This window comes from Bacillus cereus group sp. MYBK108-1, from assembly GCF_051917185.1.
Taxonomy (GTDB): Bacteria; Bacillota; Bacilli; order Bacillales; family Bacillaceae_G; genus Bacillus_A; species Bacillus_A cereus.
On the sequence record NZ_JBQAHZ010000031.1, the window covers coordinates 1 to 26,694 of the forward strand.

Sequence of the window (26,694 nt, forward strand, 5' to 3'; positions counted from 1 at the left end):
GAATAACCTTCTTTCTTCATTTCAATGACTTTCCACTTTGTTTCTTCTGGGTAATGAACTCTTGTCTTCAAACGAAAAACACCTCCATTAAATTTGCATACTTAGTATGCGCATTCAGGAGGTGTTTTTTCATGTACCACTATTCGGGTTCACTTCATACACCAATTGGACTTTTACAGGATATATCATTTAAGTTCTACCTTTACTTCCTCTTTAGACATAACATCAGGTCTATAAATTAATTCAAGATTAGAATCACCTTTTTTCGCTTCAAACGTTATGGCTCCTGTTATCTTACCGTTTGGATCTACATCTTTAATTTTAAAAACGTTTTTATTACTAGTTGAAAATGTATGGTCCACGATACTTCCATCTCCTCTTTCAAGGTAAAAATCTAATGGATTAATTCTAACTTTTTGATTACCAATATTCTCTACTGTAACATGAACAATAACAAACTCATTACCTTTTTCCAGCTTATCATATTCTGCCACTTGTGCTATTTGTACTTTATGGACTGTTAATTTTTGATTTCTAATTTGAGTAGTTTTTTCAACATTATATTCTCTTGTATCTTCATTCTTCGTATTTTCTTTTTTGGCACTACTTTGCTCTTCCTTCTTATTATTTGATACAGTTTTAGCTACTTCTTTCTTCTCATCACATGCCGATAAACTGAAAGCTAACGTCCCTGCTAAAGTGACTGTCGCGATTTTTTTAAACATAAATTCCCTTCCCCCAATGTAAAAATGATAAAAATCCCCAAAAACTATATATTATACTAACAGATAAATGAACAGCATATTGTCGTTATGTGTCGAATGTAATAAGCCTATGTATAAGTATGAAGTCTTACTTTGCTTCATCTCTCAACTGTTCGACATATGATAAAATTTTAACAATAAGACATCCACCTTACTTACGAACTCTTTATTCCCATAACTATGTGTATCATAAATTTTTAAATAAGAAAAAATTAAAATAAAATGATAAAATTAAACAAATCACTAATGTAAAGGTGGGCAGAACATGCATATTTCTAAACAATTTATAAAACCATTCCCTGAATATGAAGACATATTTTATGATGATTTGGAACAACATAAAAAGCACTTTTTACCCATTTGTTCTATAAACTTACAATGTATTGAACCGGAATTGGACGAATGGGTACATATTGTGTCAGCAAAAGAAATCCATGATGGTTGCGTGGGTGATTTCACCAAACCATTTCACACAAATTTTACGAAAGCAGATACATTAGGATTCGATGTCATTAATGGAAAATATAAATTTGAAGCGGATTGGAATTATTTCGAAATCGAACAAAATAATTCTGACATAATAGAACAAGCCTATGAGAGTAATAAAAGAGATTATCAAATCCGTAAAGAGTATTTTCAACGTAATCAAAAAATTTATCCTTATTCTAGCTTAGGAAAAGAAATAACATCTGTAGAAGTATTAGAACAAGAGTTTGTTGAAAAACAAACAAATGGCTGGGGATTAAATTATCCTGTGGTAAATGGTATCCTAGATGATGTTCGTTTTATGACAGAAGAAGGTGAAGAATTATTAGAAGACTGCGATAACGAAGACGAAATTTTTGACTTTACGAATCTTCTATATGTACCAAAAGATGAATATGGACATCCCTTTACATATGTTGGATTTGTTACAGGATATTATTTTCAAGCTTATGGTGCCGATCGTATTTACTTATTCTTTAATAAAGAATTAAGAAAAGCAGTAATTTGTTTTGAATATACATAAGATAATTAAGAAAAGTCCATTTTGAACATTATTACTTGAATCAAAATGGATTTTTTATAAATAATTTATTTCTATTTCAATTCCGCATCTACTGTGAAATGTGTAAAACCTCATATAATGTAATATCCTCTATCTCTTCAATTTCAGGCTTTACTTCATAAAATTCAAACTGACTATATCCCCACTTATCTGGGTTATACACTATTACATTCCCTTTACAATTTTCTGTATTCTGGACATTCTTATTAAAAAAGTTAAATTGAGTTTCAATCAATGAATTCTTTTGAGAAATACTCCCCACGTATTCAACAACATACTTACATTTCTTAAATCCATCACTTAGATTAACCACTAATGGAACACCTATATTTATTTGTTGCCATCCAAAAGATTGTAAAATGTTATCGTAATACCCTTCAAAGATAAATTTATTCATCCCTTCATGACCATCCCAAATATATAAAGGTGCATAGCAGTTATAAAAATTCCCGTCTTTCTCCGTTTCCGTAATTAAATAAGCTTTAAAATTTAGTGCTTGGAAACCATCAGTTTTATAACCATTATCCTTTACCCTTTTCTTAATAATTTCCATGTCATAATCCTTTGGCAAAATGACCTTATATTGCATTCCAATCATGTTTATCACTCGCTTTCAATCTTATATACATTATGATAAATCGATAAGTAGCTAACGTAAAATAGGTATAAATTATGTTTGGTATCATTTATAATGATAGTGCATAAGGGGCTGAGATATATGGAAATAAATGATCTTATTATATTCAAAACTGTAGCCAGTGAGGGTTCTATTAGTAAAGCTGCTAAAGAGTTAGGTTATGTTCAACCGAACGTAACTGAGCGAATCAAAAAATTAGAACAAGAATTAGAAACGCCTTTACTACATAGAGATAACAAAGGTGTTTCCTTATTACCTTCTGGTGACATTTTATTAGATTACACGAATCAAATATTAACTCTATTAGAAGAAGCGAAAGATAAAATTAAAACAAGTGGGTCTTCTTATATAATCGCGACGTCACAATCGATTTTGACTAATTATTTAAGTAAGCGTATTAAAGAAAATTTCATGAATTATCAAATATATGTAGAAAATAGTAGTCATTTGCCAAAATTACTGCAGCAACAAAAAGTTGATATGGTCATCACTTATGAGGATGATTCTGGTGCAGGTTTTAAAAAAGTATTTACTACTTCAATTTCTATAGGCTTACTAAAAGATCAAGAAAAATGTATCATTGACTATTCAAAGGAACTCTTCTTCGTTAGTAATGACAAAAAGTGCCCTTTTAGAAATAAGACGATACAATTTCTAAAAGAAAATAATTTATCTCAGCGTCAACTTCAACAATTAGATTCTTATTCGCTTATGGAAGAGTTTATTCAGGACGGAAAAGGGATAGCCTTTTTGCCGATTAAAAATGATAAATTGGTACCAATTGAAGATGTTCCAGTTGAGAAATTAGCTGTTCATTTTTTTACAAATCAAAACTCTTTCAAACAAATCCCTGATGAACTATTTGGTTAATAAAAAATCCCTCCTTTATGAATCTAAAAGAGGGATTTTCATATTCTATACAATTGATTTTTCACACATTTTGCTCCACTTCTGCACTTTTCTCCTTCTTATTCCGTTTCATATTCTCCAGTCCCTTAACCGTGCCAACTAATCCTTTCGGGAAAACTAGCAATACGATAATGTACAATAAACCAAGAATAATCGTCCATCGTTCAAAGATCGGATACTCTGTAGCTAGTTCTGATAAATAATATTTTAGAGATTCAATAATTCCAGCTCCTGCAATTGCTCCAATTAACGTTCCAACCCCACCAATCATCGTCATCAATAATGCATTTAATGTCATTTCAATTGAAAATACAGTCGTATTAACAAAACGCAATGTGATAACAAATAAACCACCGCTAATCGTAGCTACTACTCCTGCAACAATGCTAGCAATAATTTTATAATGAAGCACTTTATATCCTAGTGCTTCAACACGTTGCTCATTTTGGGAAATTGCCTTTAATACTTTTCCAATAGAAGATTTGGTGAAAAGACGTAACAGAACAAAAATGATAAGTAAACATATAAGTGTTACATAATAAAACGTAAAACGATCACGGAATACGTCTGGTACCCCAAATGTAAAACCATCTCCTCCGTGAGTGAGCCCACGCCATTTTTCAGCAAGTACGAAAAACAACTGTGAAATAGCAAGTGTTAACATTGCATAAAAATGACTTTTCAATCGTAAAGAAAGCAAACCAATTATATAACTAACGATTGCTGAAACGATAATTGCAGCTACTATTCCAATTAAAAAGTTCGTTATTGATACGCCTTGTCGATCAAATAAAAGCGCTACCCCATATGCTCCTATCCCAAAGAACATACAATGACCGAACGATACAATTCCTGTATACCCAAGCAATACATCAAAACTCATTGCAAAAATAGCAAAGATGAAGATTTGAGTGAACAAAATTAACAGGCTCCGTGAATCATTTACGAACGGAAATACACTTAAACAAATTAGCATACATACTCCGAAGTATACTTTAATTCGGTCCGATGTGTTGTTCACCATTTCACCCCTTTTCACCAACAAGTCCAGTTGGCTTAACTATTAAGAAAAATAGTAACATTAACATATTAATTGCAAGTGATAAATCTGGTATAAAATACGCTGTAAAAGCACCAGCTAATCCGACAATTAAAGAAGCAATAGCTGAACCTTGTACGCTTCCTAATCCACCGATAATTACTACTATAAAAGCTAAAATTGCATACTGCATGCCCATCTCGGCGAAAATAACGCCCGAATACGGTGCTAATAAGAATCCTCCCAAAGCTGCCATCCCTGCCCCTAATAAAAAGACGAAAGAAAATATCGCTTTTACATTAATACCAAGCGCTTGAACCATTTCTTTATCCATTACACCTGCACGGATCATAAGACCTATCTTCGTCTTTTTGAGTAAAAGTAGTAGTGCAATGTAAATAATTATCCCAATTAAAATAACGAATAGACGATATTTAATTAATATAATACCTCCGAATGTAAAACTTCCTTGTAACCATAACGGTAATTTTGCACTAATAGGGTTTGGCCCCCAAAATATTTTAATACACTCACTAAGAACGAGCATTCCTCCAAGCGTAACGAGCAGCTGTCGAACATGATTTCCATATACCGGTCTAATAAGAAACCTTTCTAAAATAAATCCTAGGAACATTCCCATGGCTACTGCTCCAACTAAAGCTAATATATAACTTCCTGTCATATTAAATAACCAAACACCTGTAAATGCTCCCCATGCAAATAAACCACCGTGTGCAAAGTTTAAAACGCTCATTAAACCGAAAATAAGTGAAAGACCTGATGCTAACAAAAAAATGAGCATCCCTGTTGAAATCCCATTTACAAATAAATTGATTAACACATCCATCCTTTTCACCTCGGATTCATGTTAAGAGATTCCTAAATATTTATGACACATTTCCTTATCCTTTTTTAATTCATTCATAAAACCGTTATGAACAATTCGTCCGTTATCCATAATGTAAAAATAATCGCCAATTTGACTGGCCATCATAAAATTTTGCTCAACAAGTAAAACTGTTGTTTTCTCTTTCATCTTCAAAATAGCTACCATTAATTTCTCCACCATTATCGGGGATAGCCCTTTGCTCGGTTCATCAATAAGTAATAATCCATCACTATTAATAAACGCTCTTGAAATAGCCAACATTTGCTTTTGCCCTCCGCTCAAGAGCCCACTTTTCTTATTCCAAAACTGCTTTAAATCCGGAAATAGTTCCAGCATCCACTCTATTTTCCCTTCTACTTCCTCACCTTTTCCCCTAGCAAGAGCGAAAGTTTCTTCTACTGTCAAATCATGAAAAATACCTTGATTTTCTGGTACATACCCTATTCCTTTCCTTGAAATTAAATGTGTAGGTAATCCACTCACTTTTGCACTATCATAATAAATTTCACCATCTGCAATGCGGTGAAACCCCATCACTGAACGTAATGTCGTTGTTTTCCCTGCCCCATTTCTACCAAACAGTACAGTAATCGTCCCTTTCTCAACAGCAAGAGATACTCCTTGCAAAATATGAAACTGATCTAAATACGTTTCTATATTATTCACTTGTAATAGTGCCACTATATAATCCCCCTAAATAAGCACTTTGTACACGCTCATCCTTCATAATTTCTTCTGGCAATCCTTTAGCCAATAACTCTCCATGAAATAAAACGATAAGATGATCTGACAAACCTAGTATCATATCCATTTTGTGTTCGATAAGTACAATTGTGCTCTCTGGATGTTTCTTAATATTTTCAATCACTTGTAATATAGCAGGGACTTCCTCAACCGAAATACCTGCCGTCGGCTCATCAAGTAATAACACATCCGTTTTTAAAGCTAATAACATCGCAAGTTCTAGCTTCCTTTTCTCTCCATGTGCCAAATCTTTCGCTAATACGTTCTCTTTCTCATGAAGTAATACTGTTTTTAAGAAACGTCTCGCCTCTCCAACTTGTTGCTTTAATTTTGCTGAACTCGGGAAAAAACTATAGTAATCTTGTACGAATGATTGAACACTTAAACGGACATTTTCAAGTACCGTTAATTCTGGGAATATGTTTGTAAGCTGAAAAGAGCGACCGATTCCTAAGCGTGTTCGATCTGAAATCGATAGTTTTGTAATATCTTGCCCTTTAAAATACACTTCACCTGTTGTCGGTGAAATCTGTCCACTTAGTAAATTAAATAACGTTGTCTTCCCCGCACCATTTGGCCCAATAATAGAAATGAGCTTTCCTTTTTGGACAGTTAAATTTACATCTTTAATAACTTGATGTTCACCAAAAGATACACTAAGATTTTTCGTCTCTAGCAAATGTGTCACGAAATCCCTCCCTTTAAAGCCGTGAGTATGAAAGAAATATGTATAAAGAGGGTCCCCCCTCTTTATACAAAAACAACAGAAAATTCAGTCTATTTATTTTGAACTGGTGGTTCTGTTTCTTTCATCGTTAATTCTCGCTCTAACACTGGCACCGGATAATCAACACCGTCTTGCTTTTTCAATGTGATAGAATACAGTGTCTGCATCGCTTGGTGGTCCTTCTCTCTAAACTTCATCTTTCCTTTCGGTGTATCAAATTCCATTCCTTCCATTTTCTTAATCAAGGTATCTACATCTGTATCACCTTTTGTTTTCTTTAAGGCTTCTACAATAGAAATTGCTGCCGACATTCCTCCCGCTGTAAACAAATCTGGCACTGCACCATTAAAACGTTTTTTATGCTCTTCAACTAGCCAATCATTCACTTTATTTTTTGGAAGTGTGTGATAATATACAGAAAAACCTTGCATACCTACTAATGCATCCATTGTTTTTAATGCTGGTATATCTGGCGCACCTGTAGAAATTTTAATACCTTGCGCTTCCACATTCATATCTTTCAACTGTTTCCAAGGTGAATTTGCCCCTGCCCAAACGATAAATAAATAATCTGGTTTTGAACTAATGATATTTTGAATATTCGCTGTAAAATCTGTTGAATTTGTATCCGCGTATTGCTCATTCACAATGTTTGCACCTAATTTTTTCGCACCCGCTTTAAATGCAGCAATCCCTTCACGACCAAAAGCGTTATCTGGGGCAAATGTCGCAATCTTTACATCTTTTTTCGCAATTGCTGCTGCTCCTGCAATCGCATCTTGTGAGGAACTTCTTCCAGTTCTAAAAATATATTTATTCCAGTTCTTCCCGGTAATACTATCCGCAACTGCCGGTTCTACAACCATAATCTTTTCATATTCCCCAGCCAGTGGTAAAACCGCTAACGTATCACTTGAACTAGACGATCCAACTAAAAAATCAACTTTCTCTTCTTCTAATAACTTCGTAGCTTTTTTAACTGCTACATCCGCTTTCGTTTCTGTATCTTCTACAACAAACTTAATCTTTTTCCCATCTACTTTCCCAGTTCCACCAGTTGCATAATCTAACCCTAATTCAAATCCGTTCACTGTTTGTTTTCCATACGATTCTAGCGGTCCTGTTAAAGAAGCAAGGACTCCTACCTTAATCGTTTTTTCATCCTCTGTACTTGTTTTCTTTCCTGAACAAGCTGCCGTTATTAATAACGAACCTAAAACACAACCAGTAAACATTGTCTTTAGCCACTTACGTTTTTTCATCGACATTGTGATCCTCCCCATACTTTACTTTCTGATAGAATCAAACACGCCAAAATCCCCTGGCCGTAATCATGACTAACTAATTCGATAGATAATGGAAAACTCTTGTAGTACCCTCTACATTCGGCACAAATATATAATCACCTTCCTATGTAATGGAAACGGACATACAATCAATATATATTCTGCAATCCAATTGAAAATACTGTTTCATTTCAGTAATGACCATACAAAAAGACTAACTTATTTTTAAGTTAGTCTTTTCCCCTTAATTAGAGTTAAGTTCTACTTTCTCTAACCCTTCAGCCAATTGTTTCTTATCTAGTCCTTCTCCTATTACTACTAAGTTTGTCGGGAAACCGAAGTCTTGTTCTAATAAAGTTGGTACTCCGAACGAATATTGGAATAGGTGAGGGTATTTATCTCCATGGAATTTCACAAAACCTTTCACTCGATAAATACTATCTGGTAAATTCGAAAGCCATTCATATAATTTGTCTTGATCAATCGGTTTCGTAAATTGATATGTCATCGTTTGTATATGTAAATGCTGTTTGACATGTAGTGTCTCGTGTTCCTCATCATTTGGAAATTCTGCTTCTTCTATATCTTTTAAAGATATATTACAATACTTTGTCTCATACATTTTCGCATGATCATTTATTGCCTTTACTTCTTCAAATACTGTATTCTTATCTTCATCTGTTAGTAAATCTGCTTTATTAACAAGAATGTGACTACCAAATTTCAGTTGCTCATGCAATAGCTGTTGTACATTTGCACTTAATATACTTCGATTTAACCACCTTACTGCATCTAAAACGACTACAATTGATTTCACTTCCAGAAAAGGAGCTAAAATTGGCGAGACACACGCGTCTAACACTTCAATTGGATGCGCAACACCTGTCGTTTCTATATAAATTACATCTGGTCTTTCTTGTTGGTATAACGAATGTAATTGTATTTCAAGCTCTTCTTTTAACGTACAACAAATACATCCTTTAAGAAGTTCTCTTAAAACATTCTCTTTTCCAATAATATCTGTATCTACTGAGTATTCACCAATTTCATTCATTAATACTGCAACTTTTCTATTCTTCTTTTTCTCTGCTAACAATAAATTTTGTAATAATGTTGATTTTCCACTACCTAAAAAACCACCTAATATATGAATCTCCACTTTATTCATTCAACCGACCATCCATTTCTTTACTTCAAATGTATTCAAAGCGTAATAATTACGATTTATATTTATCATTTTATTAAAAGAATGACCATTTGTAAATATAAGAGATTCACTGTTCATTTACTTCATATGCAACTCTAACTCCAGACTCAATTGCCCCTTGCATCCATCCATGTGTTAATGTCGTATGCTCTCCTGCAAAGTGTACTTTTCCAGATGGTGGTGTAATATACGGAAATAACTCGAGCTCTTGGCCTGGTTCGAAAGCTGTAAATGCACCGCAAGAATACGGATTTTCACTCCAGCTAAAAGATGTTCCAGTGACAAACTCACTATAGACGATGTCACCGTATATTTCCGCTAAATTTTTTAATGCGTAACGAATACGATCTCTTTGCGGGAGACTATCCCATGTTAACGCCTCATCTGCCCACGTATAACTTGCTATAACGATAGCTGGTCCTGGAGTATGAATGCTATAACTCGGATAGTATGTAAACCGTATCGGTAAATCAGTAATAGATTTACCGCCACACTGTCCCGCTTTCTCCCAAAATCTACTTTTAAACTCTATTGCAATTTTAGTTGCAGCAATATAATTTAATTCACGAATTGCTCTTTTTTTAAAATAAGAGAATAAATAGTATGGCTGAACTTCTACAAATCTTAACGCTGAAAATGGAATTGTAATAATAGCAAAATCACTTGTTATTGTAAATTGCTCTAACGTTTGTTCATGATTTCCTTGTAACATTACTTTATTATCTTCTTGTATAATTTTATCAACCTTATACGGCATTAAAATATGTTCCCTTAATTGTGGTAAGAATGCATTCGATAACTTATCCATTCCACCAGTTATTTCATAATATTTCGTTGTTGAAGTAAAGAAAATCATTTCACGTAATACTTCAATTAAGGACATTCCCATATAAGCTTCCATATCAAGAAGTACCCCAATCATATCTATCGCACCATCTGAATAATACTCCATTAAAAATGAACCAAGCGAATACGTTTTATACTTTTTTTCAACGATAAGCCAGTTTTTATCAGGATCCTTCTTAATGTAATTTAGTATTGGTTCTAATACTTCAATCATTAGCTCTTCTGCCGTTTTTCCTCTTTCTTTATCCAAAACCGGATATTCAAGTACACTTGGATCATTTTCAAACACATTCAATCTCGTTTGAATGTTATTCGTATAAATGATATCTGCAAAAGTTTTATTTATAAAAAGGTTTAAAGGTAGTTTAAATTTATGAATATACGCTAAGGTTAACTTATGGGTGTCAGGGATTCTCATCGGTCCCGCATTAAAATATAAACCCACACTAAATGGTTCCCGAATCGTATACACTCTGCCACCTATTCTGTTATTTGCTTCTATAATCGTTACTTCGTGCCCAGCCTCTTTTAATAAAGAACCTGCAACTAATCCAGAAATCCCTGCACCTGCAATCGTAATCCGTTTTGGGTTATTCTTTTTAACAAGCCCTGCATGAATAATATGAAGCATTTCTTCCATTGCTAATGGATTCCCCATGCCATTTCCCCTTTTACAAAGGATTTTACTGAATTATATTCGGTTCACTGAATTCCTATGTTTTGTTCGCGGATTTGCACGGATACATTTTCAAATACTTGAATATCTTTTATAAAATGTAATAAACTAGATATGACCCTATAGAAGTAAGACATATTATCTTACATAATAAAATCAATGAAATTGCGAGGAATTTTGAAATGAAAAAAGGTATTAACCGTGTTGTATTAGTAGGAACAGGAGCAGTTGGATGTAGTTATGCTTACTGCATGATTAACCAGGCTGTAGCTGAAGAATTTGTTTTAGTCGATGTAAATGAGGCAAAAGCTGAAGGGGAAGCAATGGACTTAAGTCATGCTGTTCCATTCGCACCAGCTCCAACTAGAGTATGGAAAGGCAGCTACGAAGATTGTAAAGATGCTGACCTTGTAGTTATTACAGCTGGATTACCACAAAAACCAGGCGAAACACGTTTAGATTTAGTTGAGAAAAACGCTAAAATCTTCAAACAAATCGTTCGCAGTATTATGGATAGCGGATTTGATGGCATCTTCTTAATCGCAACAAACCCTGTAGATATTTTAACTTACGTAACTTGGAAAGAATCTGGTTTACCGAAAGAACGTGTAATCGGTTCTGGTACAACGCTTGATTCTGCTCGTTTCCGTTATATGTTAGGTGAGTACTTCGATATTGGTCCACACAACATTCACGCTTATATTATCGGAGAACACGGCGATACTGAACTTCCAGTTTGGAGCCATGTTTCCGTTGGTATCCAAAAACTACAAACACTGCTTGAAAAAGACAACACGTATAATCAAGAAGATTTAGACAAAATTTTCATAAACGTCCGTGATGCAGCTTACCATATTATTGAGCGTAAAGGCGCAACTTATTATGGTATCGGTATGTCACTTCTACGTGTTACAAAAGCAATTTTAAACGACGAAAATAGTGTATTAACTGTATCAGCTTACTTAGAAGGTCAATACGGTCAAAAAGATGTTTATATCGGGGTACCTGCTGTTTTAAATCGCGGCGGTGTTCGTGAAATTTTAGAGGTTGAATTAAGTGAAGATGAAGAATTAAAATTCGACCACTCTGTTCAAGTATTGAAAGAAACAATGGCTCCGGTTCTTTAATTAAGATAAAAAGCAATCCAATTTATTTTGGATTGCTTTTTATTTTCATTATCTCCTATGACTTTTTAGTGATTTTCTATCATTTCTTATTTTTTAGTCGCATCCTCATTATTTATATCAAGTACATCTAATAAAAAGATAAAGATTGGTATCCCGATAATAAGCCCCCATATTCCGAGGAAATGCTCTGAGAAGATAAGAATCATAAATGTGTAGAATATTGGTAAATTTGTTTTTGCAGACATAAACTTCGGATTTAAAAAATAACTTTCAAGAGCATGGATTACTGTTATGAATACGAGTATGTATACTACGTACATAACTCCGCCTACGTTGTAAGCAATGATACAAAGTGGAAACAAAGAAATAATCACACCTGCAACAGGAATCAACCCTAGTAAGAAAATCATAACAGCTAATACAAGTAGCTGTGGAAATCCTAAAACGATTAATGCAATGACAGTAAGAATACAATTTACAACGGCAATTAAAAACTGAGCCTCAATTACTTTGCCGAACGATCTTGCAAATCTTTCACCAAAATATGCAATTTCTTCATAAAAGATTTTTAACTTACTATCTTTAAACTTTGATGTAAATGTAATAATACGCTCTTTTTCTAATAAGAAAAATAAGCTTAAAATTAGAGATAATAATATTTGTAAACTTACCTTCCCTATATTTGCTATTGATTGATATATGACGTCTACACCTTGTTCTATATATTTTGATACTTCCATCCCATTAATTGTCGAAAGTGCATATTTAACGATTTCATTATCAGGTGGATTTTGAAAAAATAGTTTAAACTGATAAATTAATTGTGAAATTTGTATCGTCAGCACAGGTAAATATTTATATAACGTTGTGCCTATAAAGGAAACTAGTATTATATATAAACATGCAATAACAATTTTCCGGTTTACTTTCAATTTTCTTGAAATAAAACGTTGAAATCGATCCATTAAAAACGTCAGTATAAACGTAATTAATATTAAATTAATCATACTTTTTAATGCGTATAATACAAGCGCTACTATTATTAAAACGAGAAACCGTTGAAACCCTCTACTTCGAAAAAAACTCTTTACTTCATTCATTAAGAATTAACCTCCCCCTTCAATGGATGGAAATTGAATATATTACATTTTATGAACTCCTATAGACAATCTTTCTTACTAATTGAGAAGAATCCTTTTTTTCTTTTCATATTGTTAGATTCGTTTAACTGGAATCCACCAACATATTTCGGTGGATTCCAGTTATTTTTCATATAATCTTTTATAAACTAGGTAATTTTCTATTTTTAGACTGCTGTTCATACGCATATCCAATATTGAAAAGCTCTTTTTCACCAAACTGTTTCCCTACAAACACTACACCGATTGGTTCTCCATTTTTATCATATCCAGCAGGAACCGCTAATTCCGGATAACCAGCTACAGCTGATAGAAGAACTTCATCGTTATTAATCATAACTAGAGCATCCAAACCTTTTTCTACTAAATACCTATCTAGCTCTTTTCTTGCATTTTCTTGACTCGTTTACACTACGTTTTCAAACTCTTCTTTCGTTATAACAGATTTTTCAGACCCTTCAATTAATGTTTGTCCGTATTTTATTCGTCTTTTACTATCCTTTTTATTAAACGCTATAATCTCTTCTAACGATTTTACCGGTACATTCTTTTGCTGTGAAAGATAGTCGTTTACATTATGCTTGAACTCATATTCTAATGTTTGCAAATTATCTACACCCTCAGCACTTAACTGGATATTATCAGTTAATATCGCACCTGCATCTTGAAGGTCTTTTCTAATTTTTTCTGCTACTGCTTTTCTATTTTCATCTTGTTGGTCTACAGAAAAAAGAAGCCCTATCTTTTTCCCTTTTAATCCATCTATCGATAAATCCTTTGTATAATCAATTCTTTCTTTATCTTTCATTTTTTCTGTCATAACATCTTTTTCGTCATAACCTATCATTGCATTAAATAACGTTGCTGCATCTTTTACCGTTCTTGCCATAGGTCCTGCTGTATCAAGAGTTTCAACTAACGGAATAATTCCTGTTCTACTTACCATACCTAAAGATGGACGTAACCCAACTACTGATTGCTGCGCCGCTGGTGCAACAATCGATCCCGTCGTTTCTGTTCCAATTGCAAGCGGTGCAAAATCTGCTGCAACTACTGTAGCAGATCCTGAACTTGATCCTGAAGTATCGAATGTAATCGGACCGTACGGGTTTAAATTTTGTCCTTTCTTCCCGCTATACCCACTTGGCATTGTAAAAGATAAATAGTTCGCCCACTCAGACATATTCGCTTTTCCTAAAACAAATGCTCCTTCTTCTTTCAACTGCTTCACAATTGTTGCGTCTTGATCTGCAATCCAATCTTTTAATACATAAGTTCCTGCACTAGTCGGCATCACTTTTTCCGTCTGTACATTATCTTTTACAACGACAGGAATACCATATAAATTCGAATTTTTGTTTCTACCCCGCTCTTGATCTAACTTTCTTGCTTCTTCCATCGCATTAGGATTTATCTCTGTAACAGAATTTAATGTTATTCCATTTTGATCATGTTCTTGTATTCTAAAGAGATAAATACTCGTTAATTCTTCATATGACAACTTTCCATCATCAATCATTTTTTGAAGCTCATCTACAGTCGCATTTACGACTTCTTTTTCTTTTATCTTTACATTTTCTATATTGATTCCTTTAAGCTGATTATGTATCGGTTGTAGCACTCTTTCTTTATCATATACAATACGCTCAGGTTCCTTTGGAAAATAATTTTTATACACGTAATATCCACCAGCACACGCTAATAAGACAATGCCTCCAGTGATAGACAGCGTTACCTTTACCCATTTCTTCATGTTGCTTCCTCCACTCTATAAGATGCTTAGCTATACAAAAAAGAGAGTTACCTTTTACTTAACTCTCTCCAATCAAAATGCTAAATGAAAAAATGAAAGATTTCAATCTAATTACTTCTTTTTTTGCATTTGCTTTGCTAACATTTCTTTCACTTGATTATACGTTAACCCTGAATTTTTATTTAAACGCTTTACTTCCTCAACATCAGTACCTACCACTGTATATTTTTTCTCATCATTCATTTTTCTAATTCCCTTCTCACCGTATTATTTCTTATATTTCTTCCCTAAATACGCATAAATTAACACCACTACAAAAAAGGAAGCTGTTTTTAAGCACAGCTTCCTTCTCGTTACATATTGTATTTCTTAATAAAATTTCACTACATCTTCAGTAGGTAAGAACGTTCTTTCTGCTGGTTGTTCGTTTGGTTCACCAAATGGCATTTGACCTACTAAGCTCCACTCTGCCGGAATGTTCCAAGTTTCTTTCACTTCAGCATCTACGATTGGGTTGTAATGTTGTAATGACGCTCCAATTCCTTCAGCAGATAATAGCATCCACACAGTATGTTGTAACATCGCATTTCCTTGATGAGACCAGAATGGGAACTGATCTTTGTATAATGGGGCATTTTCTTGCATTTTTTCTACAGTTGCTTGATCTTCAAAGAATAGAACTGTTCCTACACCTGCATGGAAGCCTTTTAGTCTTTCTACAGTCGCTTCAAAGTTTTCTGCTGGTACGCGTGCTCTTAGTGTTTCTTTAACGATATCCCAAAACTTTTCATGCTCTCCATCCATTAATACAACCATACGACCACTTTGCATATTGAAAGATGTTGGTGCGTGTAAAGCTGTTTTTAACACTTCTTCAATTCTTTCTTTCGTAATTGCATCGTTTTTTGTTACTTTACGAATTGAACGGCGGTTCACGATTGCTTCTTTTAAGTTTGTTGTAGTTGCTGACATTTTAATTCCTCCAAATGTTTGTTTTATAATTTATTTTGTTATTTCATAACAAGCGAATTAGCAATATCCATCGGTATTACATTGCATACCTTCAAATGAATTTGTTTTATCCTTTTCAATTTCTTTATCAATGACCCTTTCTAGTGTTTCTTTACTAGCAAGCCCTTGAATGACTTCATCTCCAATCATGACAGTTGGAACAGCCATAATATTCGCTTCATCATATGCGTGTTGAATTGCTTCTTGATGCTTTTCTTTATATTTACGAGTTACTAAAGCATCTTTAAATTCCGCCTCAGGAAGTCCTATTTCTACCGCTAATTTTGTTAACACATCAATATCTTCAATGTTTTGCTCTTCTTGGAAAAATGCTGTGAATACGCGGTGATGATACTCATTACCTAGTCCACGTTCTTTTGCAAATTGACATCCTTCGAAAGCTAAATGTGTATATGGATGTGGTGAAACACGTGGCAAGCGCATATCAATTCCTAACTTCTTCGCTGTCGGAAGAATGAAAGCATCCCATGAACCTAATTTTTCTGGTTCATTCCATGGATCTATTTTTGAATATGGACTTGGACGTAATTCAAATGGCATCCATTCAATCTCTACATCTTTCTCTTTCGCTACCTCATCTAATGGACCTTTTGCTAAAAAACAAAACGGACATATAAAATCTGAGTATACTTTCATTTTTACAGTCATAACTTTTACACCTTACCTTATTGTTGTAACCGAAACAGTTACATTGATGATAAAAAAATATAAATATTATTTAAGCATTCATTTTTTCTTGCAAAGTTTCAAACAACTGCCCCATCGTAATATTTCTCAAAACTTCTTCCATCGCGGATTGTGCTTGAATTAAAATAATTTCTAACACCGCTTGAATATTCGCCCCAATTGGACAATCTGGATTCGGTTGCTCGTGAATATGAAATAGCTTGTCTTCTTCGACTACGTTCACTGCATGATACACATCTAACAATGTGATTTCATGTAAATCCTTTAGTAATCCCGCGCCACCCGGTCCACGATTTACGTAAACAAAGCCAGCTTGTTTCAAGTACGACATGATTTTACGAATGACTACTGGATTTGTATTGACACTCTCAGCCATATAGTCTGAAGTACAAAGTGAAGATGGATTGTTTTTCAAAATAGATAAAATATGAACAGCTATGGAAAAGCGGCTACTAATTTTCATCGTAATCACCACCTCGATGTAATCATTATAGTTACAACTAAAAAATAAGTCAATCCTTTTCATAGATTTTTTATAAGCAAATTAAAAAGTGCCCCATTATGATATATGAGACACCCCTTTTTATTCTGCAAATAGCGCTTGAAATTCTTCAATAAATAGCTGTACAGCGATTGAAGAATCCTTTAATGAAGGAACAGCTAAAGCAATTTCTCTCCATACTTGCGGTTCCAATTCTCTCGTTTGCACATTCTGTGGTAAATTCGTTAAAGATAATTCAGCTAATATTGCAATGCCTAATCCTTCTTGAATCATATTTAAAGCTGTAGTAACGGTAGAAATTACATACTCAGCCCGAAGTGGTACGTTGGCTTGTTTAAACATATCAATGATGGGTGGTTCGTATCCGCCCTTACATAATATGATCGGTTCATTCTCCAAATCACGAATTGTAATAGAGTCCTTCTTACAAAGAGGATGATCCTCTCTTAAGATAGCAACCATTTTTCCCTTCGTTAACGGGACAATCTCCATCTCTTTATTAGGCAAAATAACAATTCCTATATCAACAACCCTCGATATTAACCAATCTTCAACTTCTTTAATTGTTCCTTCACAAAGAACGACCTCTAAGCTCGGATACTTCTCCTTAAAATGGTTTATCATTTTCGGTAAGAAATGTGCAGAAGCACTCGGAAAACTCCCAATTCGAATCGTCCCCACTTCGTGTCCTTTCTCCATCGCAACTTCTTGTTCAATCTTCTCTACACCGTTCAAAATCTCTCTAATATGTACAAGAATTCTGTTTCCTACATCCGTAACGAGTAATCCTTGTCGTTTATCACGTATAAGAATCGTAACTCCTAACTCTGACTCAATACTTGAAATGGCATGACTTACAGCTGGTTGCGTCATATTCAACACCCTGGCAGCCTTCGTAAAACTACCTAACTCAATAGTTTTTATTAATACTTGCAGTTGTGTAATAGTCATAACTAATCACTTATACTCCTTATAAAAAAGATTCATTTTATTTATTACATTCGATATCATATCATAGTGAAATGAATAACAACAAGGAGGTCTTACCGTGACACAGCTTTCTCGAACTAAGACGGCCATAATCCTTACCTTTCTCGTTTTCATGTGGGGAATCAATTGGCCTTTATCTAAGTTTGCCCTGCATTATACACCACCCGTTTTATTTGCAGGCGTTCGAACTTTAATTGGAGGATTCATTTTACTCCTTTTCGCTCTACCCAAATATAAAGAATTACATTTAAAAGAAACGTGGCATTTATACGTTATTTCTTCTTTACTTAACATCATTATATTTTACGGGTTACAAACTGTTGGTCTTCAATATATGCCTGCTGGGTTATTTTCCGCCATTGTATTTCTACAACCAGTTTTACTCGGTATTTTCTCGTGGATATGGCTTGAAGAATCAATGTACGGCTTGAAAATTTTCGGGCTTGTTCTCGGATTTATTGGTGTAGGCGTTATTAGCTCAAGCAGTTTAACAGGACATATTTCTGTTATTGGAATTCTTCTCGCGTTAGGATGCGCTATTGGCTGGGCACTTGGCACAGTATTCATTAAGAAGACTGGTCACCGTGTTAATGCCATTTGGATGGTAACACTTCAGCTTATTATTGGTGGTCTTTGCTTAATTGGATTTGGTACAGAGTTTGAAAGCTGGTCTAGTATCGCTTGGAGTATACCATTTGTTAGCGTACTTCTCTTTATTTCATTCTTTGTTATTGCAATGGGGTGGCTTGCATACTTCACACTTGTTGGAGCTGGTGAAGCAAGTAAAGTTGGGGCTTATACATTCCTCATTCCACTAATTGCTATTATTGTAAGTTCAATTTTCTTACATGAGGCTATTACCATTAGCTTATTCATCGGACTATTATTTATTGTTGTGAGTATTTGTTTTGTAAATATAAAACCGAAAACACTTGCTGTAAGGCAGCAAGTTGAATTGAAATAAACGTAAGAAAGAGCCTACTGTTTGTAGGCTCTTTCTTACGTCTTACTTTTTACGACGTACTACAAAAACACACGCACTTACCGACGATACTATCGCAAAAATAGATAAGACAATTGCTATCAATTGCATATTACTAGTACCTTCATTCTTTTCTACACTAGACACTTCACCATGTTCTCCTGTTAATGACGTACCTTTTGCAATTGTAGTAAGTGAATGCGGTTTTTCAGCTTTTTCATCGCCTGTCCATTCAACAATTTCTCCATCTTTATATTGTTGATATGCGTCCCAAGCTATTTTTTGCTCTTTATCCGGATTTTTAGCGACGAAAGTAAATCGCTGGAACTGACCGGGTAAAATCCCTTCTCCTGTTGCTTCCCATACTACAGTTTTAACTTTTCCAGCTGTATCTTTTTGCTCCTCAACTTTCCATCCTGACACTGGTTCATACTGCTGGAACTCTACTCCAGACGGTATTTTCAGTGTAACTTTTGTTGTTGCTACATTTTTTTCAACTGGTACTTTTATCGTATATGTCTCCCAAGAACCAACGTCAGAAGTTGCTGGTTTTACAGTGACGTGCGCACTAACAGGTAACGAAAACATTCCCATTGCAATAATTGTTGCGATCATTGTTGTTCCTAATTTTTTTATACGTTTCATTTTCTATTAGCTCCTTTTCATACATAGCTTCTTTTTATCTGCCACCGACAATAAATTTAAAATCTGTATCGAAACTATCAAGAGATTTTGTTAATCCATGAACATGTATATTCCAGTTTCCTGTCATATTAATATACATACCTTCTGCTTCATATTCTCCTGGTGAAACTACTGAAACTTTAAATGAACCTTTTCCCATGTTCATATCTAATGATTGAGTCATCAATATCATTTGTTCCATATCAGTAACAGGCTGTCCCTTTTCATCCTTTAGTGTAATATGGAATTTATTTTGTCCTACCTTATTCGGACTTACATTTAGCGTAAGTTCATATCCATTATCTAATTGCTTACTCTCTGTAAAAGGTCCAGTAGGAGGCATCGGTGGTGTTTGTACGTTTGTCATAAAAGCTACGATTACGAAAATGATAATTCCAATGACAAACTCTACTTTCACCGTACCTCCTAATCCTTGCTGCGCTCGCATTCTCCCTTTCATATAATGAATAATTCCCAATATCCCCATGAAAATGAATAAAAGTATCTTTGTTAATAAAGCCAATCCATACTTCGTATCAAATAACGAGTGGATTGTTGGAATAAAAAATGTACTGTTAAAAAGGCCTGTTATTAAAATCACGATGACAGCACCTGTTGCCCACGGTGAAAAACGCTTAATCATATCCCAATACATATGCCACTTGTTATCCTCTTTACGTAAAAGAAGAATAATAGATGATAAACCACCAACCCATAATGAAGCTGCGAATAAATGTAGAAAATCCATAACGACAGCAATGTCTTTAAACTTTAAACCGTATGCGTGACTATTAAAGGCTTTCATAACAAGTAACCCTATAAACAATAGTATTGGAATACTCCATACTTTAAACGACGAAAACTTCTCATGCTTCACCGCAAAATACGTAACAATTATAAGCGTACTAATGAGAACCATTTGAGTAATCCATACATAACCAAAAACAGAAAGCTGTAATGTTTCTTTTAATAGTAAAGGATTGAATGCTTCTAGCCATGAAACATCAGCATTTATTTTCGATTGCAATGGTAGGTTGAATAACAAGCTAATAAATATCCCAAATAAGGAGATCCATATTATGTTCTTACTCCTTGATCGAACCGAGGTTGCATTCCCTTTATACATAATAAGATTAAAGAAGAGAACTCCTAAAAATAGCGAGAAACTCGCATATAAAATTCCACGTTCCATAATCATATCGATTTGCGGGACATACCCCATCGCTTCCACTTGTACATCGTCTGTTCCCGCTTCTGCTAATCCAATACGGAATGGAATAACCCCTTGAATTGGATGTCCATCAGCTGAAATAGCTTTCCACTGAATAGAGTAGAGACCATTTTTGAGATTGTCTTTTAATCCGGCTTCTAATAGTTTTTTATTTTTTTTATCAATATGAGCATCTTTTAAATCGACTCTTTTACCTGATGTATCTCTCACGTACAATGTATTAAAACGTGAAACTTGTATGTCCTCATCGAATTCAATTTTCACAACAGATGGTGCTCTCTTCAACGTTTCATTTTCCATAGGGTTTGATTTCACAACGTACGCATGAGCAGATGCACTTTTCGGTATCAATATGATAAGCACACATGCAAGTAATAACCATGTCCCTAATCTTCTCATTACTTTCACACTCATTTCACTTCTTTCTTCCTCATCGCTCTATTTTCATTACTTTAACTTCCGAAGTTTGATTCTCGGGCGAAATATTAACCTGATTAAATATAAACTTCTATAAAGTATAACTCTTATTTCTCTTCCACCTCTAAACTTCTAATATAATAGTAACTATTACTATAGATACAACTTACATTTTTAAAGTTGATTGTTATTATATCATAAAATATATTTATGTAAGTTATCAAAGAAGAAAAGTTATCGTGAATCATTTGTGAAGAAAATGTGAAATACATAAATAAAAAGGTGTTACGTTATTGCGTAACACCTTTAAAAAAATATCCCTCTTCTATTTCTCTTCCGGATAATCACAATACTCGATAATCGTTCCTTCTGTATCCGCTGGGTTAAGATAAATTAACCTTCTACCGTGCTTATTAATGCGTAGTGTATGCTCTAATGTCCGAATACCTTGTTCTTTTAACTCTTCTAGAGCCACATCTAAATCATCGACACGATACGCAACGTGATGAACACCTTTACCTTTTTGTTTAATAAAACGGGCAATTGGAGATGTCGTATTATTCGTCGGTGCAAGTAATTCAATTCTATCTCCAGCCACTTCAAGAATGGCTACTTCACTTTCCACACCAGGAGCTTCACTTACGTAACGATCTATTAAAGTTCCTAGTAACACATTTTCATAAAAACGTATCGTACTATCTATATCTCGAACTGCGATTCCGATATGATCAATTGTTTTTTTCATTTTATTTCCCCTACTACCTTATTTTTTCTCATTATTAATAGTAACAAAAAAAGCTATAGAAACAAGTGTTTTGTTTCAAGATAGTTATATATCATAAGGTATATAACCCCCTATTTTTCAGTGTCGAAACAGTTTAAGCTGTTCAATAGGAGATGACCTCCCTATTGCTGAAGAAATAGGTCATTTAATCAGGTTGGGCTTGGCATGGTATCCCCCGGCTGGGTTCGGTGTTGTTTGGTATGGCTTGATATGGTAATTTAATAATTACATAAACCATTCTTTATTATAAATCACTCATCAAAAATAATCAGATTCTCTACTAACTAAACATAATGGGATATAATACAATTTATTCTAAAGTTTCTTCATAATTTCTCTGAGTTCGTAGAAAATAGCAACATTAAGTAATAAGTGCAACGTATTTTTCAATACATACTATAAATATTGAATTATAATAAATGTCTCAAATTGTCTAAAAATCGTTAAAAAAATTTCCTCACCCTAAGAAACTTTAATGCTATTAAATAAAAAAACTTTGTCCTTTCCAACAAGTCATACTTTTTCTATTTTATATTGATGGGGTAGCACAACATCTCTAGCAAGGTCTCGTAAAATATTTGGAGATAAAAAGTGTTGAATCTCTTGAGCAAATAGCTGTAATTCATCAGATACAGAAATAGACATACAAAGACGTTATCCTTCCTATAGTCCTACAGAAAGGATAACGTCTTTTTCACTTTATAGATAGTTCGAAAAATTAGCTTTTTAGCGTTGTAGCGGTTTCGTATATAGTCGTTTAATAGTTATTTCTGTTACCTTTATATATTTACATAATCTTCGTTATCAGTAGGCAATGATGCGTAAAATTTCATAATACCCCCATTTTTATATGTTTCTCGTATTTAGTGTTTTGGATAACTTGTTTCTATTATCTTGATATTGATGATTACAGCAATCAAGGTAGATTTAAAATAAGATTATGATGTTTGTAAAAAAGTTACAGGAATGGTGTGAAGAACTATTCCACTAGTCAAAGAAAAAATATATATGGTGGACCTTTTGAGATAGATATAATTATATGAAAATGGTAATAAGAAGGAAATGCTTAATAATTTTAATATTATAGACAATCATCCAGCTTATATCTAACCTAAAGAATCATTCAAAAAATGATTCTGAAATGCTAACTACTGAAACACCTATACAAAAGGAGAATAGTTTATGAAAATAGTAAATGATAGAGCTATGTTACGATTAATGCATGTAAATGATGTCGCAAGTTTATTTACCATTGTGGAAGGAAATAAAGAAATATGGATGTATTTAATATCTACAATGGATAGTTATCAAGATATGGAGCAGTATGTTCAAGTAGCACTAAAAGGTTTTGAAGAGGGAACTGATTTACCATTTGTTGTTGTAGATCAAAAAACGAATGAAATTGTAGGTAGCACACGTTTGTACAGTATTTCGAATGATAATAAAACGGTTGAACTTGGGCAAACATGGTATCATCCAAGTGTACATCGTACAAGTATAAATACTGAGTGTAAGTATATGTTATTGCAATACGCTTTTGAAGAATTACAAATGTTACGTGTGCAAATAAAAACTGATTTACGAAATGAAAAAGCACAGCGTGCAATTGAAAGACTGGGTGCTGTAAAAGAAGGTGTATTGCGAAATGAAAGAAAATTGCCCTACGGTTATATAAGAGATGCCGTTGTTTATAGTATTATCGCAAGCGAATGGCCGGTTATAAAAGAACAACTATTACAAAAACTAGCAGTATATAAATAAGAGATTATGGTCAAATATATATAACCGAGATACTCCTATTTTTTCGGTTTGGGGGGTATCTCGGTTTTGTTAGCTTGATGACGATGGTGTAGCACCACTAAATTAACAAATCATTATATGCGTCTAAAAACTTTAAAAGCCGTTCCAAATAAAAGACAAGCCACATTTATTAGTAGTAACCCTACTAATGAATGGAGGATGTTTTAATAGAATGGGTAAATACAACTATTACGAGAAATATAACGATTGTTCGTGGAATAAACAGCGCAAAAAGTATCATTTTGAGGATTGTAACGATTATTCATCATATAAGAAATGTAATGATTCTTATGTCAAAGTACATGTAGATTGTTGCGATTCAAACAAAGATAATACAAGGGAATCAGCATTCAGAGCTACTAGTGCTACTAACCAAGCAGTTGAAGCCCATTCAACGATTCAGGTATTTTATCAGAATGAACAATTTGATTTGGCAAATGAATATAATACTACTACATCCAGATTTATTCCTAGAAAAGATGGAGTATATAACATTATTGGATCTGTTCATTTTCAACCAACTGTAGCAACCACTCCTTATCAGATAACTGTATCTATCTCAGTAAATGGTGTGTCTATTGGACCCGATAAGGAAAGCCATGGCGCAGTAAATGTAGTAGGCATTACAAGAGATAATATTGTGGAAACAGTTGATATCTTAAGATTAAATGCTGAGGATATAGTTGAAGTAGTTGCTACACCTAGTATAGCTGGTCAATTTTTAGCAGGTAACGGCACACGTTTTGCAGCATCTCGAATTCCATCCCCTGCCAACTAGCAAATACAGTAATTCAAATTGTTGAAGGCACCTTAAGGGTGTCTTTTTTAAAAAATACATAGGACTACCTTGCATTCCTATCAAGCTAATAATTTGAAATATCCCCAAAACAAAAATTTTATTTATAGCTGGCCTTAGGAATTCTATTCACCTTTTTCGCTTTTAAGGACAATGCATTCCTTAACTTGGTAGGCATGGGGACCAACCATCTTGATTTAAGTGCATATGTGTGTCAGAGAAAGTGGACTATAGGTTAAGGATCACAGCCTTACATCAGTGTATGATGGGACTAACTTGTAATTCCATCATACAAGCTCCTCTTTCATTACAATATGATACTATACTACCTTAATTTAATGATATATATCATTACTTGTACCATTATATATAAAAGTACATAAATATTTCTAGATGCTTTCCCCTACTCTTTTGTAATATATACGTTTTCTATTATTCTTACATTAAGATAGTAGATATATCATAGAATTTCTCAGTTTTTTTCCTTTTAATACAAAAACCTCCCCCATTTCCGTAAAAAATGGGGGATTAAAAAATAAAGTATCGCCATAATACTTATATATACTGTAATCTTTCCAATCCAGAGATTGGAGACCTATTTGGCATAGAAGGTCGAACTTCTACAAAAGCAGGCATTATGCTGGATGGTAATTCTGAGATAGCGACAGCCAATTGACCTATATCCCTTGGGCGCATTTTCCATTCATCATTTTCCATGGACCTATTGGCAATTGCCCCTAAGGATAAGTGACTAACCCGTATTCCTTCATACCTTAAATCTTGGATTGCTGCCTCTGCCATTGCATGCAAAGCAGATTTTGTACTTGAATATGCAACACCTTGCTCAAAGTAGTATTCACCCGCATGGCTTCCAATAAATATAATTAGCCCTTTACTCTGCTTTAGCATAGGGGCAGTAAACTGAATCAACCATAATGGAGCTGAAAGATTTGTACTTATACTGTCTTGCCAATCTTGTTCTGTTATCTTTGAAATGTTATTAAATCTTCTTATACCTGCATTATTTATTAATATATCTATTTTCCCATATCTTCTAATTATCTCGGCAACAGACTTTTCAATATCTATCTTTTGTGAAAGATCACATTTAATTTCTTCTAACCATTCTTCTTTACACAAAGTCCGATTCAATCCAATAACCTTGTGCCCTTTTTCCGCAAATGATTTTGCAATTCCGTATCCCAAACCGCGATTTGCACCAGTTATTACTATTATTTTCACTTCAAAACACCACCTATTTTCTCAAAATGTTATTTTTATAACTTAGATGGCACATTAATGTTATAAAAATAATTATTAAAGTTTGTTAAAAAGTCATTAATTTGTTTTTCTTTTTCATATAATGATTTTTTTCTTTTAACTATTTTTGCTGAAATCTCTTCAATTTTTTCATAGATTATTAATCCATTTTCAGCAAGTGTCTTACCTGACTGCACTATTTCCACAATACAATCCGCCATATTCAACACTGGAGCAATTTCCACCGAACCATTTAAATGTATCACTTCTATTTCATGGTATTGCTGATCAAAATATCTCTTTGTAATTACAGGATATTTACTTGCTACAGATTTTACATCTCTTATATTTATTCCAGGTTTTGCACAAACACACAGTTCACATTGGCCAATTTTAAGATCAAGTATATCTACAAAACCTTCACCTTTTTCTATTAGTAAATCACTTCCTACAACGCCTAAATCAGCAATTCCTTTCTCTAAAAAAAGTAAAATATCTACTGATTTCACCAAGATAAAGCGCAAATTTTGTTCACTTAACTCAAAACACAGTTCACGCGAACTTTCTAAATCTAAGGGGATATTAATCCCACTTGCTCTTAGAATCTGCAAGGTTTCTGATAATAAGCGTCCCTTTGAAAGAGCAATTGTAATAAACTCTTCATTAACTGACAAAGTGATTCCTCTCTTCATAGAAAATATAAAATCAAATGTTAATAATTTTTCATTTTCTTCTTTA

26 protein-coding genes and 1 pseudogene are annotated in these 26,694 nt (G+C 33.8%); 6 read left to right on the forward strand and 21 right to left on the reverse strand.

The annotated features are described in order from the left end of the window. Positions 1-185 precede the first annotated feature (185 nt). Complete coding sequence (locus ACTFSL_RS27105; RefSeq protein ID WP_000473156.1) at positions 186-725, reverse strand: DUF4352 domain-containing protein; 540 nt, start codon at positions 723-725, stop codon at positions 186-188. A 304-nt stretch (positions 726-1,029) separates the two neighbouring features. On the opposite strand from ACTFSL_RS27105, the gene ACTFSL_RS27110 reads away from it, so the two are divergent. Continuing rightward, a complete protein-coding gene (locus tag ACTFSL_RS27110) occupies positions 1,030-1,773 on the forward strand; it encodes a hypothetical protein (RefSeq protein ID WP_000548215.1) in 744 nt (247 codons plus the stop codon). Positions 1,774-1,861: 88 nt separating this feature from the next. Here ACTFSL_RS27110 and ACTFSL_RS27115 read toward each other — a convergent pair whose 3' ends face one another. After that, positions 1,862-2,410, reverse strand: coding sequence for a DUF4865 family protein (locus ACTFSL_RS27115; RefSeq protein WP_088339106.1), 549 nt, complete (start codon positions 2,408-2,410; stop codon positions 1,862-1,864). Positions 2,411-2,530: 120 nt separating this feature from the next. On the opposite strand from ACTFSL_RS27115, the gene ACTFSL_RS27120 reads away from it, so the two are divergent. Beyond that, complete coding sequence (locus ACTFSL_RS27120; RefSeq protein ID WP_000405005.1) at positions 2,531-3,319, forward strand: LysR family transcriptional regulator; 789 nt, start codon at positions 2,531-2,533, stop codon at positions 3,317-3,319. A gap of 61 nt (positions 3,320-3,380) precedes the next feature. On the opposite strand, the gene ACTFSL_RS27125 is transcribed toward ACTFSL_RS27120, so the two are convergent. The 7 genes from ACTFSL_RS27125 to ACTFSL_RS27155 all read right to left on the reverse strand — a co-directional run bounded on the left by ACTFSL_RS27125 (position 3,381) and on the right by ACTFSL_RS27155 (position 10,754). Continuing rightward, positions 3,381-4,334, reverse strand: coding sequence for a branched-chain amino acid ABC transporter permease (locus tag ACTFSL_RS27125; protein ID WP_119684181.1), 954 nt, complete (start codon positions 4,332-4,334; stop codon positions 3,381-3,383). Between the two features lie 49 nt (positions 4,335-4,383). Continuing rightward, positions 4,384-5,244 (reverse strand): branched-chain amino acid ABC transporter permease, encoded by an 861-nt coding sequence (locus ACTFSL_RS27130; RefSeq protein WP_000382787.1) that lies wholly within the window; start codon positions 5,242-5,244, stop codon positions 4,384-4,386. Between the two features lie 21 nt (positions 5,245-5,265). Continuing rightward, positions 5,266-5,967 (reverse strand): ABC transporter ATP-binding protein, encoded by a 702-nt coding sequence (locus ACTFSL_RS27135; RefSeq protein WP_001196696.1) that lies wholly within the window; start codon positions 5,965-5,967, stop codon positions 5,266-5,268. After that, positions 5,945-6,718, reverse strand: a complete 774-nt coding sequence (locus ACTFSL_RS27140; RefSeq protein ID WP_088339104.1) for an ABC transporter ATP-binding protein — start codon at positions 6,716-6,718, stop codon at positions 5,945-5,947. The genes ACTFSL_RS27135 and ACTFSL_RS27140 overlap by 23 nt, the downstream gene beginning before the upstream one ends. Before the next feature lie 89 nt (positions 6,719-6,807). Beyond that, complete coding sequence (locus ACTFSL_RS27145; protein WP_000062000.1) at positions 6,808-8,025, reverse strand: substrate-binding domain-containing protein; 1,218 nt, start codon at positions 8,023-8,025, stop codon at positions 6,808-6,810. A gap of 262 nt (positions 8,026-8,287) precedes the next feature. Next, entirely contained in the window at positions 8,288-9,211 is a 924-nt protein-coding gene (locus tag ACTFSL_RS27150) for a CobW family GTP-binding protein (RefSeq protein WP_001044939.1), read from the reverse strand. A gap of 106 nt (positions 9,212-9,317) precedes the next feature. Further along, positions 9,318-10,754 (reverse strand): flavin monoamine oxidase family protein, encoded by a 1,437-nt coding sequence (locus tag ACTFSL_RS27155; RefSeq protein WP_088339103.1) that lies wholly within the window; start codon positions 10,752-10,754, stop codon positions 9,318-9,320. A 200-nt stretch (positions 10,755-10,954) separates the two neighbouring features. Between ACTFSL_RS27155 and ACTFSL_RS27160 the strand changes: the two genes are divergently transcribed. Continuing rightward, positions 10,955-11,899 carry an L-lactate dehydrogenase gene (locus ACTFSL_RS27160; RefSeq protein WP_000715321.1) on the forward strand — a complete coding sequence of 315 codons (945 nt, stop codon included), beginning with the start codon at positions 10,955-10,957 and terminating at the stop codon, positions 11,897-11,899. 86 nt (positions 11,900-11,985) lie between these two features. Here the strand turns inward: ACTFSL_RS27160 and ACTFSL_RS27165 are convergent, their stop codons facing one another. The 7 genes and pseudogenes from ACTFSL_RS27165 to ACTFSL_RS27195 form a co-directional block, all read right to left on the reverse strand. Next, positions 11,986-12,999, reverse strand: a complete 1,014-nt coding sequence (locus ACTFSL_RS27165) for an AI-2E family transporter (protein ID WP_001006597.1) — start codon at positions 12,997-12,999, stop codon at positions 11,986-11,988. Positions 13,000-13,180: 181 nt separating this feature from the next. Further along, positions 13,181-14,791, reverse strand: a pseudogene (locus ACTFSL_RS27170) (amidase family protein). A gap of 111 nt (positions 14,792-14,902) precedes the next feature. Then, a complete protein-coding gene (locus ACTFSL_RS27175; protein WP_000997344.1) occupies positions 14,903-15,034 on the reverse strand; it encodes a hypothetical protein in 132 nt (43 codons plus the stop codon). A 126-nt stretch (positions 15,035-15,160) separates the two neighbouring features. Further along, on the reverse strand, positions 15,161-15,763 hold the full coding sequence (locus ACTFSL_RS27180; RefSeq protein WP_001277021.1) for a nitroreductase family protein: 603 nt from the start codon (positions 15,761-15,763) through the stop codon (positions 15,161-15,163). Positions 15,764-15,820: 57 nt separating this feature from the next. Next, positions 15,821-16,471: a DsbA family oxidoreductase gene (locus tag ACTFSL_RS27185; RefSeq protein ID WP_006922059.1), complete on the reverse strand. Its 651-nt coding sequence runs from the start codon at positions 16,469-16,471 to the stop codon at positions 15,821-15,823. A gap of 70 nt (positions 16,472-16,541) precedes the next feature. Continuing rightward, positions 16,542-16,973 carry an Rrf2 family transcriptional regulator gene (locus ACTFSL_RS27190; protein ID WP_000704073.1) on the reverse strand — a complete coding sequence of 144 codons (432 nt, stop codon included), beginning with the start codon at positions 16,971-16,973 and terminating at the stop codon, positions 16,542-16,544. A 120-nt stretch (positions 16,974-17,093) separates the two neighbouring features. Continuing rightward, positions 17,094-17,963 (reverse strand): LysR family transcriptional regulator, encoded by an 870-nt coding sequence (locus ACTFSL_RS27195; RefSeq protein ID WP_000156743.1) that lies wholly within the window; start codon positions 17,961-17,963, stop codon positions 17,094-17,096. 97 nt (positions 17,964-18,060) lie between these two features. Here ACTFSL_RS27195 and ACTFSL_RS27200 point away from each other — a divergent pair, with 97 nt between their 5' ends. After that, complete coding sequence (locus tag ACTFSL_RS27200; protein WP_088339102.1) at positions 18,061-18,966, forward strand: DMT family transporter; 906 nt, start codon at positions 18,061-18,063, stop codon at positions 18,964-18,966. Between the two features lie 42 nt (positions 18,967-19,008). On the opposite strand, the gene ACTFSL_RS27205 is transcribed toward ACTFSL_RS27200, so the two are convergent. From ACTFSL_RS27205 to ACTFSL_RS27215, 3 genes are all read right to left on the reverse strand, one after another. Continuing rightward, positions 19,009-19,629: a YcnI family copper-binding membrane protein gene (locus ACTFSL_RS27205; RefSeq protein ID WP_440042686.1), complete on the reverse strand. Its 621-nt coding sequence runs from the start codon at positions 19,627-19,629 to the stop codon at positions 19,009-19,011. A gap of 34 nt (positions 19,630-19,663) precedes the next feature. Next, positions 19,664-21,313, reverse strand: a complete 1,650-nt coding sequence (locus ACTFSL_RS27210; RefSeq protein WP_119683189.1) for a copper resistance CopC/CopD family protein — start codon at positions 21,311-21,313, stop codon at positions 19,664-19,666. Positions 21,314-21,641: 328 nt separating this feature from the next. Then, positions 21,642-22,061, reverse strand: a complete 420-nt coding sequence (locus ACTFSL_RS27215) for a VOC family protein (RefSeq protein WP_000750846.1) — start codon at positions 22,059-22,061, stop codon at positions 21,642-21,644. A 1,221-nt stretch (positions 22,062-23,282) separates the two neighbouring features. Here ACTFSL_RS27215 and ACTFSL_RS27220 point away from each other — a divergent pair. Together ACTFSL_RS27220 and ACTFSL_RS27225 are read left to right on the forward strand one after the other, a co-directional pair. Next, positions 23,283-23,861 carry a GNAT family N-acetyltransferase gene (locus ACTFSL_RS27220; RefSeq protein WP_088339101.1) on the forward strand — a complete coding sequence of 193 codons (579 nt, stop codon included), beginning with the start codon at positions 23,283-23,285 and terminating at the stop codon, positions 23,859-23,861. Positions 23,862-24,072: 211 nt separating this feature from the next. Further along, complete coding sequence (locus tag ACTFSL_RS27225) at positions 24,073-24,678, forward strand: hypothetical protein (RefSeq protein WP_240440583.1); 606 nt, start codon at positions 24,073-24,075, stop codon at positions 24,676-24,678. A gap of 573 nt (positions 24,679-25,251) precedes the next feature. Here ACTFSL_RS27225 and ACTFSL_RS27230 read toward each other — a convergent pair. Both ACTFSL_RS27230 and hisG read right to left on the reverse strand, forming a co-directional pair. After that, positions 25,252-25,938, reverse strand: a complete 687-nt coding sequence (locus ACTFSL_RS27230; RefSeq protein ID WP_061457063.1) for an SDR family NAD(P)-dependent oxidoreductase — start codon at positions 25,936-25,938, stop codon at positions 25,252-25,254. A 35-nt stretch (positions 25,939-25,973) separates the two neighbouring features. Next, positions 25,974-26,630, reverse strand: coding sequence for an ATP phosphoribosyltransferase (gene hisG / locus ACTFSL_RS27235; RefSeq protein WP_061457062.1), 657 nt, complete (start codon positions 26,628-26,630; stop codon positions 25,974-25,976). Between the last annotated feature and the right edge of the window lie 64 nt (positions 26,631-26,694).

Bases quoted from the DNA above. Each gene is read 5' to 3' on its own strand.
- ACTFSL_RS27105 (WP_000473156.1), bottom strand. From the start codon at position 725: ATGTTTAAAAAAATCGCGACAGTCACTTTAGCAGGGACGTTAGCTTTC.
- ACTFSL_RS27110 (WP_000548215.1), top strand. From the start codon at position 1,030: ATGCATATTTCTAAACAATTTATAAAACCATTCCCTGAATATGAAGAC.
- ACTFSL_RS27115 (WP_088339106.1), bottom strand. From the start codon at position 2,410: ATGATTGGAATGCAATATAAGGTCATTTTGCCAAAGGATTATGACATG.
- ACTFSL_RS27120 (WP_000405005.1), top strand. From the start codon at position 2,531: ATGGAAATAAATGATCTTATTATATTCAAAACTGTAGCCAGTGAGGGT.
- ACTFSL_RS27125 (WP_119684181.1), bottom strand. From the start codon at position 4,334: ATGCTAATTTGTTTAAGTGTATTTCCGTTCGTAAATGATTCACGGAGC.
- ACTFSL_RS27130 (WP_000382787.1), bottom strand. From the start codon at position 5,244: ATGGATGTGTTAATCAATTTATTTGTAAATGGGATTTCAACAGGGATG.
- ACTFSL_RS27145 (WP_000062000.1), bottom strand. From the start codon at position 8,025: ATGTCGATGAAAAAACGTAAGTGGCTAAAGACAATGTTTACTGGTTGT.
- ACTFSL_RS27150 (WP_001044939.1), bottom strand. From the start codon at position 9,211: ATGAATAAAGTGGAGATTCATATATTAGGTGGTTTTTTAGGTAGTGGA.
- ACTFSL_RS27155 (WP_088339103.1), bottom strand. From the start codon at position 10,754: ATGGGGAATCCATTAGCAATGGAAGAAATGCTTCATATTATTCATGCA.
- ACTFSL_RS27160 (WP_000715321.1), top strand. From the start codon at position 10,955: ATGAAAAAAGGTATTAACCGTGTTGTATTAGTAGGAACAGGAGCAGTT.
- ACTFSL_RS27165 (WP_001006597.1), bottom strand. From the start codon at position 12,999: ATGAATGAAGTAAAGAGTTTTTTTCGAAGTAGAGGGTTTCAACGGTTT.
- ACTFSL_RS27175 (WP_000997344.1), bottom strand. From the start codon at position 15,034: ATGAATGATGAGAAAAAATATACAGTGGTAGGTACTGATGTTGAGGAA.
- ACTFSL_RS27180 (WP_001277021.1), bottom strand. From the start codon at position 15,763: ATGTCAGCAACTACAACAAACTTAAAAGAAGCAATCGTGAACCGCCGT.
- ACTFSL_RS27185 (WP_006922059.1), bottom strand. From the start codon at position 16,471: ATGACTGTAAAAATGAAAGTATACTCAGATTTTATATGTCCGTTTTGT.
- ACTFSL_RS27190 (WP_000704073.1), bottom strand. From the start codon at position 16,973: ATGAAAATTAGTAGCCGCTTTTCCATAGCTGTTCATATTTTATCTATT.
- ACTFSL_RS27195 (WP_000156743.1), bottom strand. From the start codon at position 17,963: ATGACTATTACACAACTGCAAGTATTAATAAAAACTATTGAGTTAGGT.
- ACTFSL_RS27205 (WP_440042686.1), bottom strand. From the start codon at position 19,629: ATGAAACGTATAAAAAAATTAGGAACAACAATGATCGCAACAATTATT.
- ACTFSL_RS27210 (WP_119683189.1), bottom strand. From the start codon at position 21,313: ATGAGTGTGAAAGTAATGAGAAGATTAGGGACATGGTTATTACTTGCA.
- ACTFSL_RS27215 (WP_000750846.1), bottom strand. From the start codon at position 22,061: ATGAAAAAAACAATTGATCATATCGGAATCGCAGTTCGAGATATAGAT.
- ACTFSL_RS27220 (WP_088339101.1), top strand. From the start codon at position 23,283: ATGAAAATAGTAAATGATAGAGCTATGTTACGATTAATGCATGTAAAT.
- ACTFSL_RS27225 (WP_240440583.1), top strand. From the start codon at position 24,073: ATGGGTAAATACAACTATTACGAGAAATATAACGATTGTTCGTGGAAT.